Below are 12,251 nucleotides of genomic sequence, written 5' to 3'. Positions count from 1 at the left end.
GGCCCGACGCCGGGCGCCTGCGGGCGGTGCCGAACCGGCGCCGCCCGCATGTCTTCCGGGCTTCCGCCTTCGCGGCGACGCGCACTCGTCCGTACCCCGCGGTGCGCGGGTGGTGTGGTCCCGGGGCGTGTTGTGGGGTGGCCGGTGCTGGTTGTTCGTGTGCGGTGGTGCGGTGGCTGTTGTGGGTTGGGCGCTGTGCGGGGGTGTCCGGCCGTGCCCGTCCGTACCCCGCGGTGCCGCGGGTGGTGTGGTCCCGGGGCGTGTTGTGGGGGCGGCCGGTGCCGGTTGTTCGTGTGCGGTGGTGCCGCGAGTGTGCCGTGGCCCGCGGAGCGGCGTGGCGGTGGGCGGCAGGGGTCCCTGCGGGCCGGGCCGGGCCTGAGAGACTGGGGCCGATGAACGGTACGGAGGACGAACACACGGAAGCGGCGCCGCGGGCGGTCGCCCGCATCGACCTGGACGCGCTGCGGGCGAATGTCGGGGCGTTGCGGGCGAGGGCTTCCCGGGCCGAGTTCATGGCCGTGGTGAAGGCGGACGCGTACGGGCACGGGATGGTGCCGTGTGCGCGGGCCGCGGTGCAGGCGGGGGCGCGGTGGCTGGGGGTGGCGACGCCGGAGGAGGCGCTGGCGCTGCGGGCGGCCGGGGTCGGGAGCCGGGTGCTGTGCTGGCTGTGGACGCCGGGCGGGCCGTGGCGGGCGTGCGTCGAGGCGGACGTGGACGTGACGGTGAGCGCGATGTGGGCGCTGCGGGAGGTGACGCGGGCGGCACGGGACGCGGGCCGTACCGCGCGCGTGCAGCTCAAGATCGACGCCGGGCTGGGCCGTAACGGTGCCCAGCCCGCCGACTGGCCGGAGCTCACCCGGGCCGCACGCGCTGCCGAGCACGACGGGCTGATCAAGGTCACCGGTGTGTGGGCGCACTTCAGTTGCGCGGACGAGCCCGGCCACCCCGCGATCGACCGCGAACTGACCGTCTTCCGCACCGCCGTGGCGCGGGCGCGGGACGCCGGCCTGGAGCCCGAGGTGCGGCACATCGCCAACTCCCCGGGCACCCTCACCCTTCCCGAGTCGCACTTCGACCTCGTGCGGCCCGGCGTCGCGATGTACGGCATCTCCCCGGTGCCGCAGCTCGGCGGGCCCGAGGAGTTCGGGCTGCGGCCGGTGATGACGCTCGCCGCCCGCCTCGCCTCGGTCAAGCGTGTCCCGGGCGGACACGGCGTCAGCTACGGTCACCAGTACGTCACTCCCGGGGAGACGACGCTTGCGCTGGTCCCGATGGGGTACGCAGACGGTGTGCCCCGGCACGGGTCCGGCGCGGGGCCGGTGCTGGTGGCCGGGAAGTGGCGGACGGTGGCGGGACGGGTGGCGATGGACCAGTTCGTGGTGGACCTCGGCGGCGACGCCGCGTCCGTCGGCGACGAGGTGATCCTCTTCGGCCCGGGGGACCGCGGCGAGCCCACCGCGGAGGACTGGGCGCGCGCCTGCGGCACTATCGCCTACGAGATCGTGACCCGCGTCGGCCCCCGCGTCCCGCGCGTCTACGTGGGCGAACGGCCATGAGCCGGGGTACGGACACGCCTCGACCCGGAGGCCGCTGAGCACATGGCCGAGATGAAGTGGGAGCGGGCCGGACTCGTCGGCGCCGCGATCGGCGTGGTGGCAGCCGGGGCCGCCGCCGGGGTGGCGATCGAGCGGGCCACCGTCGGCCGCGGGGTGCGGCGCAAGGCGCAACTCGCGCTGGACGCGACCGGGCCGTACGGGACGCTGCGCGGCACGCCCGGGATCGTGGCCGCCGAGGACGGCACGGAGCTGTACTACGAGATCGAGGAGGCCGCCGCCCCCGGCCCCGCCGAACCGCCCGGACGCGTGCGCGGCTGGCTGCGGCGCCAGGCGAAGGCGGCCCCCCAGCCGGTCACCGTCGTCTTCTCGCACGGCTACTGCCTCAACCAGGACTCCTGGCACTTCCAGCGCGACGCCCTGCGCGGCACCGTGCGGGCCGTCTACTGGGACCAGCGCAGCCACGGCCGCAGCGAGCGCGGCCGGGACCAGGCGGCCGGCCGGACCGCGAGCATCGACCAGTTGGGCCGCGACCTGAAGGCCGTGCTGGACGCGGCCGTGCCCGAGGGCCCGGTGGTGCTGGTCGGCCACTCCATGGGCGGCATGACGGTGATGGCCTTCGCCGACCAGTTCCCGGAGTACGTACGGGAGCGCGTCGCGGGCGTCGCCCTCCTCTCGACCTCGGCCGGCAAGCTCGCCGCGGTGACCCTGGGGCTGCCGGCCGCCGGCGCGCGGGCCTTCCGGGCGCTCGCTCCCGGAGTGCTGCGGCTGCTGGGCAGCCAGGCGGACCTGGTGGAGCGGGGCAGGCGGGCCACCGCCGACCTCTTCGCGGGGGTCGTCAAGCGGTACTCGTTCGGCTCGGACGACGTGGACCCGGCCGTCGTACGGTTCGCCGAGCGGCTGATCGAGTCCACCCCGATCGACGTGGTCGCCGAGTTCTACCCGGCCTTCACCGAGCACGAGAAGGGTGCCGCGCTGGCCGCGCTCGACGGCCTGCCCGCACTCGTACTCGCCGGGGACAAGGATCTGCTGACGCCCAGCGCGCACAGCGCGGAGATCGCCGAGAAGCTGCCCGCGGCCGAGCTGATCGTGGTCGAGGGCGCCGGTCACCTGGTGATATTCGAGCGGCCCGAGCTGGTGAACACCGCGCTGGCCGCACTGATCTCCAAGGCCGCCGACGCGGTACGGGCGCCCGTACCGCAGGAGCTCCGCGACCTCATCGTGGCAGGCGACAAGTAGCATTCGCCCTTATGGGCACACCGCACGACCCGTACCCCGCCGTCACCGCACAAGGCGCTCCCGCTGTCCGGATCACGGTCCGTACCGCTGAGCGGATGCGCGATCTCGGGCGGCGGCTCGCCGCCCTGCTCGCCCCCGGCGACCTGGTGCTCCTCAGCGGCGAACTGGGCGCGGGCAAGACCACGCTGACCCGCGGCCTCGGCGAGGGGCTGAACGTCCGCGGCGCCGTCACCTCGCCCACCTTCGTCATCGCGCGGGTCCACCCCTCGCTGACCGGCGGGCCGGCCCTGGTGCACGTGGACGCGTACCGACTGGGGGGCGGCCTCGACGAGATGGAGGATCTCGACCTCGACGTGTCGCTGCCGGAGTCCGTGGTGGTCGTGGAGTGGGGCGAGGGCAAGGTCGAGGACCTGTCGGAGGCGCGGCTCCAGGTGGTGATCGCCCGCACGGTGGGCGGCGACCCGGGCCGCGCGGGCGGCGAGGCCGGCGGGGAGGACGTTCGCGAGGTGACGGTGACCGGGGTCGGACCGCGGTGGGCGGGGGAGGACCTGACGGTACTCGGCAGGTGAGAGGGCTCGACCGTGCCGGCCGGGTGAGGCGCGCGCGGCGCGCGACACACAAGCCGACAGGCTGTCGGGAAAATGTTGCGCCGGGGCGGGCCTCCGTGTTCTGCTGAGACAAGGCACCTGGTGAGGGCTGCCTCACCACCTCTGCTTCGGGAGGCGCGCATGCCGGCCACCTCGGACCGGGACCCCCACGACGCCCAGGACCATCACCTCGACGCACCCGTCCCTCCGACATCCGTCCCTTCGGTACGGGACCTGCTCGCGTCGTGTGCGGCCGCGCGCACGGTCTGCACGCCGCCGGACCACACGAGGCCGGCGGCCGGCGCGCACGAACCCCGGGTGCGGCCCGCGCACGACCGCGACGCCGCCTGACGTCACCGGCCCGCGACGGCGGCCGGCCGCCCCCCGGACCGCGGCCCTGCGGTGGCGCGTCGGCGTGGCCCGGTCCGGGGGGCCCGGTCCGGCGTGGTCGGCCCGACGGCGCCATGGCCCGGCGGCAAGGAACCCGCGCCCGACGTACGTCACCCCACCGCGACGCCACCGGCGTACGCCGTACGGGGGAACGCGCGCCCACGGTCACGGCACCACCTCCACCGTGCTTCCGATCGTCGCCTGCACCCACAGCGCCGCCGCGTCCGACCGTCGCTCCCGGATCGCCGCCGTCGGCCCGGCCGGTTCGTCCCGCGGTGCGGAGTCCGTCGCCGCGCTGAACCCGATGTTCGCGCCACCGGTGACCGCGAAGAGCACCACGTGCTCGACGGGCGCGCCGTCGCCGCCGGTGCCCGTGGCGCGGCGGGCGTAGACCCGGTGCGTGCCGACCGACGGCGCCACGTCGCCCGCCACCACCGGGAACGTCCGCCGCACCCGCTCCTCCGGCCCGACCAGCCACACCCGCTGCCGGGCGATGCTGTAGACGACGCGCTCCCCGGTGCCGGAACGCGCCGGCGGCGCGTCGGTGGCACCCGCCGAGGCGCCGCCACCACCACCCTGCGCCCGCGCCGCCCGCGCCTGGAGCGGCAGATCCGCGGGGGAGCCCGCCGCCTGCACGGCCAGTACGCAGACCGCGGCGAGCGCCGCCGCCACCAGCCCGGTGACCAGGGTGCCGGACTTCATCCCTGCCACGCGTGTCACGGGTTCCCTCCGGTCGAGCGGCGCCCGAGCGCGCCCGGTCGAGCGGCGCGCGGCCGGCGCGCAACCGGGCGTGCAAACCGGGAGGGTGCCCGGCGCACCACCGGGCGCACCGAACGAGCACCCCGAATAACGGCGATTTGTCCGGATCGACGGTAGCAGCCGTGCCGCCCGCCGCCCCGGCCCCCGGCGCGCGCGCCGTACGCTGGGAGCGTGCTGCTGCTTGCCTTCGACACCGCCACTCCCGCGGTCACCGCCGCCCTGCACGACGGGAAGCGGGTGCTCGCCGAGTCCACCGTGGTGGACGCCCGCCGGCACGGAGAGCTGCTGGTGCCCGCCGTCGAGCGGGTGATGGCGACCGCGGGCCGCGCCCTCGCCGAGGTCACCGGCGTCGTGGTCGGCGTCGGCCCGGGCCCGTACACGGGTCTGCGGGTCGGTCTGGTGACCGCCGCCGCGTTCGGCGACGCCCTCGACGTACCGGTGCACGGGCTGTGCACGCTGGACGGGCTCGCGTGGGCGGCCGGGGAGGCCGGTCTCGAGGGGCCGTTCGTCGTCGCCACCGACGCCCGCCGCAAGGAGGTGTACTGGGCGCGCTACGACGGCCCGCGCCACCGCGTCACCGAACCGGCCGTGGACCGGCCGGCCGACATCGCCGGATCGGTCGCCGGCCTGCCCGCCGTCGGGGCCGGCGCCGCGCTCTACCCGGAGGCCTTCACCGACCACCGGGCCGACCCGGCGCATCAGTCGGCCGGCGCGCTGGCCGCGCTCGCCGCGTACAGGCTCGCGGCCGGTGAGCCGTTCGCCCCCGCGCTTCCGCTCTACCTGCGGCGGCCCGACGCGCAGGTGCCCGCCGGCTACAAGGCGGTACTGCCGAGGTGAGCGGTGTCGGCGGGGTCGGCGGTACCGGCGGGGTGAGCGGTGTCGTGCTGCGCGAGATGCGCTGGTGGGACCTGGACGGCGTACTCGCCCTCGAACACCGGCTGTTCCCCGAGGACGCCTGGTCGCGCGGCTTGTTCTGGTCCGAACTGGCCGACGCCCGGCACCCGGCCGCCACCCGTACGTACCTGGTCGCGGAGGCGCCTGTCCGGTCGGGCCTCCCGCTCTCTCCCTCCGCAAACGACCTCGTCCCTCAGCCGCCCACTCCAGGGGCTCGGGCGTCAGCCCGCCAAGGCGGCCGGATCGTCGGGTACGCCGGGCTCGCCGTGGTGGCCGGCACCGGCGATGTGCAGACCATCGCCACCGCCCGTGACCACTGGGGTACGGGCCTGGGCGCCCGGCTGCTGACCGCGCTGCTGCGCGCCGCGACCGCCGCCGAGTGCCACGAGGTGCTGCTGGAGGTACGGGTCGACAACGCCCGCGCCCAGCGGCTGTACCAGCGGTTCGGCTTCGAGCCCATCGGCTTCCGCAAGGGCTACTACCAGCCGGGCAACGTGGACGCGCTCGTCATGCGGCTGGCCGACCCGGCCACCCAGTACGAGTCGACCGACCCCGCCGTACCGCACGCCGCCGACCTGGGCGCGGTCCACGAACCCGCCGCGCCCGCCCCCGCCGTACAGGAAACAGAGATCCATGGCTGACGAACCCCTTGTCCTGGGCATCGAGACCTCGTGCGACGAGACCGGTGTCGGCGTCGTGCGCGGGCACACCCTGCTCGCCGACGCCGTCGCGTCCAGCGTCGACGAGCACGCCCGCTACGGCGGCGTGGTACCGGAGGTCGCCAGCCGCGCGCATCTGGAGGCGATGGTCCCCACCATCCGGCGGGCGCTGGACCAGGCCGGGGTGAGCGCGCGGGACCTCGACGGCATCGCGGTGACCGCGGGCCCGGGTCTGGCCGGCGCGCTGCTGGTCGGGGTGTCCGCGGCCAAGGCGTACGCCTACGCGCTCGGCAAGCCGCTCTACGGCGTCAACCACCTCGCCTCGCACATCTGCGTGGACCAGCTCGAACACGGCGCGCTGCCCGAGCCGACGATGGCCCTGCTGGTCTCCGGCGGGCACTCCTCGCTGCTGCTCACCCCCGACATCACCAGCGATGTACGGCCGCTGGGCGCGACCATCGACGACGCGGCCGGCGAGGCGTTCGACAAGGTGGCCCGGGTCCTCGGCCTCGGCTTCCCCGGCGGCCCGGTCATCGACCGGTACGCGCGCGAGGGCGACGCGAAGGCGATCGCCTTCCCGCGCGGTCTGACCGGCGGCCGGGACCCGCTGTACGACTTCTCCTTCTCCGGGCTGAAGACCGCGGTCGCCCGGTGGGTCGAGGCGCGCCGCAGGGACGGCCAGGAGGTACCGGTCGCGGATGTGGCCGCGTCCTTCCAGGAGGCCGTCGTGGACGTGCTGACCCGCAAGGCGATCCGGGCCTGCCGGGACCACGGCGTCGATCATCTGATGATCGGCGGAGGAGTGGCCGCCAACTCCCGGCTGCGCTCCCTGGCGCAGGAACGCTGCGCCGACGCCGGCATCCGGCTGCGGGTGCCGCGGCCCGGGCTGTGCACGGACAACGGCGCGATGGTCGCCGCGCTCGGCGCCGAGATGGTCGCCCGCGGCCGGTCCGCCGCCACCCTCGACCTGCCCGCCGACTCCTCGCTGCCGGTGACGGAGGTCTCGGTGCCGGGCCACCGCCACGACAGCCGGCCGGCCGGTGACCTGGGACCAGTCCCCGTACGCGACCAGCGGGCCGCGCACCACCATGTCCACGACCACGTCCACGAGTTGAGCAAGGACAACCTGTACGGATGACCGTCACCCTGATGTGGGAAGCCGCCGCCGCCGAGGGCCGCGGCCACGAACTGCTCGCCTGGGCCCGGGAGCGGGCGGCCGAACTGCCCGGTGAGCCGCGCCGCCGGGAGTTCCTGACCGCACCCGGTGACCGTGTGTTGGTGCTCACATGGTGGGACGCGCCGTACGATGCGGAACTGCCGGAACTTCCCGATCCGGCGGGTGAATTGATCAGGCGTGAGATACACCACTGGCGGTTTGTGTCCGTGTCGGTGGAACCGGCTGATTGAATCACGCATCACCCGGGTGAGCGCGGCCGAGGTCTTCTCACGGCTGCGCGCTCGTGACAGCGGTGTTCGGTATCGAGGTAGGTAGGGCTCTCCCGACATGCGTGTGAAAGCGGTCCTTCCGCTCCTGGCCGTCGCCGGCCTCCTGCTCTCCGCCGGCTGCTCGGCCGGGGCCGGGATGTCCACCCGGCCGCCGGTGCCGACCCGAGCCGGCGTGCCGTCCGCCGGTGTCGCCGTGGCCCACGGACGCGCCGCCCCGCGCCCGCCCGACGCGACGCGGGTCGCCGCCTTCCGCAAGTGGGGCCTCCCGCTGCTGCCCCCGCCGCCGGTGCGCCCCCCCGTGAAGCCCGTACGCACCCGCGGCCCCCCGGTACCCGTGGTGACCCCCCTCCCCACCAGCCAGAGAGTGGTCTTCCTCACCATCGACGACGGCGTCCAGAAGGACCCCGGGTTCTCCGAGATGATGCAGGACCTCAAGGTCCCGTTCACGATGTTCCTGACGGACCGTTTCGTCCGAGACGACTACCGCTACTTCGCCCCGCTGAAGGCCCTGGGCAACGGCATCGAGAACCACACCGTCACCCACCCCGACCTGCGCAGCCGCACCCTCGTCCAGCAGCGCGCCGAGATCTGCGGCCAGCAGACCAGGCTCAGCCGCCAGTACGGCACCACGCCCGGCCTGTTCCGCCCGCCCTACGGCGCCTGGAACGAGACCACCCGCGCCGCCGCGAAGGCCTGCGGCATACGGGCGATCGTCAACTGGACCGACAACGTGCAGCCGGCCGGGACCGTCTACTACGGCGACGGCGCCTCCTCCTTCAAGCCGGGCGCCATCATCCTGGCGCACTTCCACGGCCCCCAGGAGATGGAGGGCCGGACGATGACCCAGATGACCGCGGACCTGCTGCGGGAGGTCGCCGCCCAGGGTTTCACGCTGGCGCGCCTGGAGGACTACGTCTGACGCGCCCTCGGTCCCCTCGTCCGACGCCCCCTCACCTCACGGGTCCGACGCCCTCACGCCACCGGCCGCCCGATCAGCATCGAGGGCGCACCCGCCACCCGGGTCAGGAACACCGTCGCCCGGTGCGGCCCCTGCGGCCTCACCCGGCGGCGCACCTCCTCCGGCTCCACCGCCGAGCCGCGCTTCTTCACCGTCAGCACCCCGACCCCGCGCTCCCGCAGCACCGCCTTGAGCCGCTTCAGGTTGAACGGCAGCACGTCGGTGATCTCGTACGCGGTCGCGTACGCCGTCGGCCGCGGCTCGTCGGCGGTCACGTAGGCGATGGTGGGGTCGATCAGGCCGCCGCCCAGTTCGCCGGCGACCGCGGCCACCAGGTGGGCGCGGATGACGGCGCCGTCCGGCTCGTACAGGTACCGGCCGACCGGCCGCACCGCGGGGTCGGGCAGCGGCGACGGTCCGCCGCGCAGGGCGGAGCCGGACGGCAGCAGGGTGGCCCGTACGCAACCCGGTTCGGTGCCGAACCACAGCGCGGCCTCCTTCACGTCCCCGCGGTCGGAGACCCACTCCGCCTCCGCGTCCGCGGGCACCGCCTCGTGCGGGACGCCGGGCGCCACCTTGACCGCCGCGTGCGGGACCGTACGCGCGGCGCCCACCGCCCAGGACAGCGGCGGGGAGTACGCCTCCGGGTCGAAGGTCCGGCCGCGCACACCGCGGCGGGCCGGGTCGACGAAGACCGCGTCGTACGGGCGCGGGTCGATCTCCGTGACGTCGGCGCACCGCACCTCGATCAGGTCCGACAGGCCCAGCGCCGCCGCGTTGGCGCGGGCCACCGCGCAGGTGACCGGATCGCGGTCCACCGCCAGCACCTCGATGCCGGCACGCGCCAGCGCGATCGCGTCGCCGCCGATGCCCCCGCACAGATCGGCGAGCCGCCGTACGCCCAGCTCCCGGAAGCGCCCGGCCCGGTGCGCGGCCACCGAGGCGCGGGTGGCCTGCTCGACCCCGTTCGGGGTGAAGTACATCCGGGCCGCGTCCGCCGCGCCGAACTTCGCCACCGCGCGCTGCCGCAGCCGCGCCTGCCCGAGCGCCGCGGAGACCAGCGCGGCGTCGTACGTCCGGCGCAGCCGGGTGGCCGCCGCGAGTTCGTCGGCCGGATCGTGGTCGCGCAGCTCCGCGAGGAGCGTCTGCCCGGCATCGGTCAGCAGGCCGGTGAAGGTCTCGGAATCCACGAGGGGTCATTCTGCGGTACCCCGGACGGTCGCCGGACACACCCGCTCGGGTACACCACTGGCACTCCGCTTGACCGAGTGCTAAGAGCGTCCTAGTCTCGGGTCTGGCACTCGACACCGCTGAGTGCCAGAAGACAGCGACGGGCAGGTCCGGCACCCGCGACGACGGGCCTACCAGGTCGCCGACCCTGACAGACACTCCCGTGAGCCCTTTGAAGGGGGAGGTCGGATCGTGACGACCGCCAGCACCAAGGTTGCCATCAAGCCGCTTGAGGACCGCATCGTGGTCCAGCCGCTCGACGCCGAGCAGACCACGGCCTCGGGCCTGGTCATTCCGGACACCGCCAAGGAGAAGCCCCAGGAGGGCGTCGTCCTGGCCGTCGGTCCGGGCCGCTTCGAGGACGGCAACCGGCTGCCGCTCGACGTTGCCGTCGGCGACGTCGTGCTCTACAGCAAGTACGGCGGCACCGAGGTGAAGTACAACGGCGAGGAGTACCTCGTGCTCTCGGCTCGCGACGTCCTCGCGATCATCGAGAAGTAAGCCGGCTCCACCTGCTGCCGTGACACCGCCCCGGGTTCTTCCGCGTCCGCAAGGCCGGGGCCCGGGGCGGTCCCGTGCGGCGGCCCGCACATCGCTTCACCGCTGTTCCACCGTCCTTGCCGTCCTTGACGACGCGATTTGACGAGTAGACGAGGTAGTTCCAGGCATGGCCAAGATCCTGAAGTTCGACGAGGACGCCCGTCGCGCCCTTGAGCGCGGCGTCAACAAGCTCGCCGACACCGTGAAGGTGACCATCGGCCCCAAGGGCCGCAATGTCGTCATCGACAAGAAGTTCGGCGCCCCCACCATCACCAACGACGGCGTGACCATCGCCCGCGAGGTGGAGCTGGAGGACGCGTACGAGAACCTGGGCGCCCAGCTCGTCAAGGAGGTGGCGACCAAGACCAACGACATCGCGGGTGACGGCACCACCACCGCGACCGTGCTGGCCCAGGCGCTGGTCCGCGAGGGCCTGCGCAACGTCGCGGCCGGCGCCTCCCCCGCGGCCCTGAAGAAGGGCATCGACGCAGCCGTCAAGGCCGTCTCCGAGGAGCTGCTCGCCACCGCCCGCGCGATCGAGGGCAAGGACGACATCGCCGCCGTCGCCGCGCTGTCCGCCCAGGACAAGCAGGTCGGTGAGCTGATCGCCGAGGCGATGGACAAGGTCGGCAAGGACGGCGTGATCACCGTCGAGGAGTCCAACACGTTCGGCCTCGAACTGGACTTCACCGAGGGCATGGCCTTCGACAAGGGGTACCTGTCGCCGTACTTCGTGACCGACCAGGAGCGGATGGAGGCTGTCCTCGACGACCCGTACATCCTCATCCACCAGGGCAAGATCTCCTCGATCCAGGACCTGCTGCCGCTGCTGGAGAAGGTCATCCAGGCCGGTGGCTCCAAGCCGCTGCTGATCATCGCCGAGGACGTCGAGGGCGAGGCCCTGTCGACGCTGGTGGTCAACAAGATCCGCGGTACCTTCAACGCGGTCGCGGTCAAGGCGCCCGGGTTCGGTGACCGCCGCAAGGCCATGCTGGGCGACATCGCCACGCTGACCGGTGCGACCGTCATCGCCGAGGAGGTCGGCCTCAAGCTGGACGCGGCCGGCCTGGACCTGCTGGGCACCGCCCGCCGGGTCACCGTCACCAAGGACGACACCACGATCGTCGACGGCGCCGGCGACAAGGCCGAGATCGACGGCCGGGTGGCGCAGATCAAGGCGGAGATCGGCACCACCGACTCCGACTGGGACCGCGAGAAGCTCCAGGAGCGGCTGGCGAAGCTGGCCGGTGGCGTCTGCGTGATCAAGGTCGGCGCGGCCACCGAGGTCGAGCTCAAGGAGAAGAAGCACCGCCTGGAGGACGCGATCTCCGCGACCCGCGCGGCGGTCGAGGAGGGCATCGTCTCCGGCGGTGGCTCCTCCCTGGTGCACGCGGTCAAGGTCCTCGACGACAACCTCGGCAAGACCGGCGACGAGGCGACGGGTGTCTCCGTGGTCCGCCGCGCCGCCGTCGAGCCGCTGCGCTGGATCGCCGAGAACGCCGGTCTCGAGGGGTACGTCATCACCGCGAAGGTGGCCGAGCTCGAAAAGGGCCACGGCTTCAACGCGGCGACCGGTGAGTACGGCGACCTCGTGAAGGCCGGCGTCATCGACCCGGTCAAGGTCACGCGCTCCGCGCTGGAGAACGCGGCGTCCATCGCCTCCCTCCTTCTCACCACGGAAACGCTCGTGGTCGAGAAGAAGGAGGAGGAGCCGGCTGAGGCCGGTCACGGGCACGGTCACTCCCACTGACCCACTGCGGGGCAGTTTGAACGGGTGAGGCCCGGCCACCCCCTCCGGGGGCGGCCGGGCCTCACCCGTGTTGAGCGCATCCTCCCGGGGGCTCCACCCCGGACCCCCAACGTGCCGTTTCCCCGGGCCCCGGGGGACGTTGCCGTGGACCCCCGGGGTTGGCTGCGGCCCCGGCGTGGCCCCGCCCGGAAGGCCGGGGTGGGGTTCCGACCCCTGGCCCCGGGGTGGCTGCGCCCCGGGCCCCGA

The 12,251-nt window shown here is 74.0% G+C and carries 13 protein-coding genes; 11 read left to right on the top strand and 2 right to left on the bottom strand.

Annotated features, from left to right (window positions below; genetic code table 11):
- The first annotated feature begins 392 nt into the window (after nt 1–392).
- From alr to VIW71_RS12770, 4 genes are all read left to right on the top strand, one after another.
- A complete protein-coding gene (gene alr / locus VIW71_RS12785) occupies nt 393–1,556 on the top strand; it encodes an alanine racemase (protein WP_331622246.1) in 1,164 nt (387 codons plus the stop codon).
- 42 nt (nt 1,557–1,598) lie between these two features.
- Nucleotides 1,599–2,792, top strand: coding sequence for an alpha/beta fold hydrolase (locus VIW71_RS12780; RefSeq protein WP_331622245.1), 1,194 nt, complete (start codon nt 1,599–1,601; stop codon nt 2,790–2,792).
- Nucleotides 2,793–2,803: 11 nt separating this feature from the next.
- Complete coding sequence (gene tsaE / locus VIW71_RS12775) at nt 2,804–3,361, top strand: tRNA (adenosine(37)-N6)-threonylcarbamoyltransferase complex ATPase subunit type 1 TsaE (RefSeq protein WP_331622244.1); 558 nt, start codon at nt 2,804–2,806, stop codon at nt 3,359–3,361.
- 159 nt (nt 3,362–3,520) lie between these two features.
- Complete coding sequence (locus VIW71_RS12770) at nt 3,521–3,730, top strand: hypothetical protein (RefSeq protein ID WP_331622243.1); 210 nt, start codon at nt 3,521–3,523, stop codon at nt 3,728–3,730.
- Between the two features lie 204 nt (nt 3,731–3,934).
- Here VIW71_RS12770 and VIW71_RS12765 read toward each other — a convergent pair whose 3' ends face one another.
- Nucleotides 3,935–4,489 carry a hypothetical protein gene (locus VIW71_RS12765; RefSeq protein WP_331622242.1) on the bottom strand — a complete coding sequence of 185 codons (555 nt, stop codon included), beginning with the start codon at nt 4,487–4,489 and terminating at the stop codon, nt 3,935–3,937.
- A 210-nt stretch (nt 4,490–4,699) separates the two neighbouring features.
- Here VIW71_RS12765 and tsaB point away from each other — a divergent pair, with 210 nt between their 5' ends.
- The 5 genes from tsaB (at nt 4,700) to VIW71_RS12740 (ending at nt 8,446) form a co-directional block, all read left to right on the top strand.
- Nucleotides 4,700–5,365: a tRNA (adenosine(37)-N6)-threonylcarbamoyltransferase complex dimerization subunit type 1 TsaB gene (gene tsaB / locus VIW71_RS12760; RefSeq protein WP_331622241.1), complete on the top strand. Its 666-nt coding sequence runs from the start codon at nt 4,700–4,702 to the stop codon at nt 5,363–5,365.
- 56 nt (nt 5,366–5,421) lie between these two features.
- Nucleotides 5,422–6,063 carry a ribosomal protein S18-alanine N-acetyltransferase gene (gene rimI, locus VIW71_RS12755; RefSeq protein ID WP_331622247.1) on the top strand — a complete coding sequence of 214 codons (642 nt, stop codon included), beginning with the start codon at nt 5,422–5,424 and terminating at the stop codon, nt 6,061–6,063.
- A complete protein-coding gene (gene tsaD / locus VIW71_RS12750) occupies nt 6,056–7,219 on the top strand; it encodes a tRNA (adenosine(37)-N6)-threonylcarbamoyltransferase complex transferase subunit TsaD (RefSeq protein ID WP_331622240.1) in 1,164 nt (387 codons plus the stop codon). Before rimI ends, tsaD begins: the two co-directional genes overlap by 8 nt.
- Nucleotides 7,216–7,488: a hypothetical protein gene (locus VIW71_RS12745; protein WP_331622239.1), complete on the top strand. Its 273-nt coding sequence runs from the start codon at nt 7,216–7,218 to the stop codon at nt 7,486–7,488. Before tsaD ends, VIW71_RS12745 begins: the two co-directional genes overlap by 4 nt.
- A gap of 97 nt (nt 7,489–7,585) precedes the next feature.
- Nucleotides 7,586–8,446, top strand: a complete 861-nt coding sequence (locus tag VIW71_RS12740; RefSeq protein ID WP_414720735.1) for a polysaccharide deacetylase family protein — start codon at nt 7,586–7,588, stop codon at nt 8,444–8,446.
- 53 nt (nt 8,447–8,499) lie between these two features.
- Here VIW71_RS12740 and VIW71_RS12735 read toward each other — a convergent pair whose 3' ends face one another.
- On the bottom strand, nt 8,500–9,675 hold the full coding sequence (locus VIW71_RS12735) for a class I SAM-dependent methyltransferase (protein WP_331622237.1): 1,176 nt from the start codon (nt 9,673–9,675) through the stop codon (nt 8,500–8,502).
- A gap of 232 nt (nt 9,676–9,907) precedes the next feature.
- Here VIW71_RS12735 and groES point away from each other — a divergent pair, with 232 nt between their 5' ends.
- Both groES and groL read left to right on the top strand, forming a co-directional pair.
- Complete coding sequence (gene groES, locus VIW71_RS12730) at nt 9,908–10,216, top strand: co-chaperone GroES (protein ID WP_033177833.1); 309 nt, start codon at nt 9,908–9,910, stop codon at nt 10,214–10,216.
- A gap of 166 nt (nt 10,217–10,382) precedes the next feature.
- Complete coding sequence (gene groL, locus VIW71_RS12725; RefSeq protein WP_331622236.1) at nt 10,383–12,005, top strand: chaperonin GroEL; 1,623 nt, start codon at nt 10,383–10,385, stop codon at nt 12,003–12,005.
- Nucleotides 12,006–12,251 lie beyond the last annotated feature (246 nt).

The organism is Streptomyces sp. (assembly GCF_036524955.1).
In the GTDB taxonomy this organism is placed as follows: Bacteria; Actinomycetota; Actinomycetes; order Streptomycetales; family Streptomycetaceae; genus Actinacidiphila.
Note: the sequence above shows the minus strand (reverse complement) of the source record. Positions and strands in the feature narration are given on the sequence as shown.

What these genes read in the sequence shown, in the direction of transcription:
- alr (WP_331622246.1), top strand. Translation starts at nt 393, where the DNA reads ATGAACGGTACGGAGGACGAACACACGGAAGCGGCGCCGCGGGCGGTC.
- VIW71_RS12780 (WP_331622245.1), top strand. Translation starts at nt 1,599, where the DNA reads ATGGCCGAGATGAAGTGGGAGCGGGCCGGACTCGTCGGCGCCGCGATC.
- tsaE (WP_331622244.1), top strand. Translation starts at nt 2,804, where the DNA reads ATGGGCACACCGCACGACCCGTACCCCGCCGTCACCGCACAAGGCGCT.
- VIW71_RS12770 (WP_331622243.1), top strand. Translation starts at nt 3,521, where the DNA reads ATGCCGGCCACCTCGGACCGGGACCCCCACGACGCCCAGGACCATCAC.
- rimI (WP_331622247.1), top strand. Translation starts at nt 5,422, where the DNA reads ATGCGCTGGTGGGACCTGGACGGCGTACTCGCCCTCGAACACCGGCTG.
- tsaD (WP_331622240.1), top strand. Translation starts at nt 6,056, where the DNA reads ATGGCTGACGAACCCCTTGTCCTGGGCATCGAGACCTCGTGCGACGAG.
- VIW71_RS12745 (WP_331622239.1), top strand. Translation starts at nt 7,216, where the DNA reads ATGACCGTCACCCTGATGTGGGAAGCCGCCGCCGCCGAGGGCCGCGGC.
- VIW71_RS12740 (WP_414720735.1), top strand. Translation starts at nt 7,586, where the DNA reads ATGCGTGTGAAAGCGGTCCTTCCGCTCCTGGCCGTCGCCGGCCTCCTG.
- groL (WP_331622236.1), top strand. Translation starts at nt 10,383, where the DNA reads ATGGCCAAGATCCTGAAGTTCGACGAGGACGCCCGTCGCGCCCTTGAG.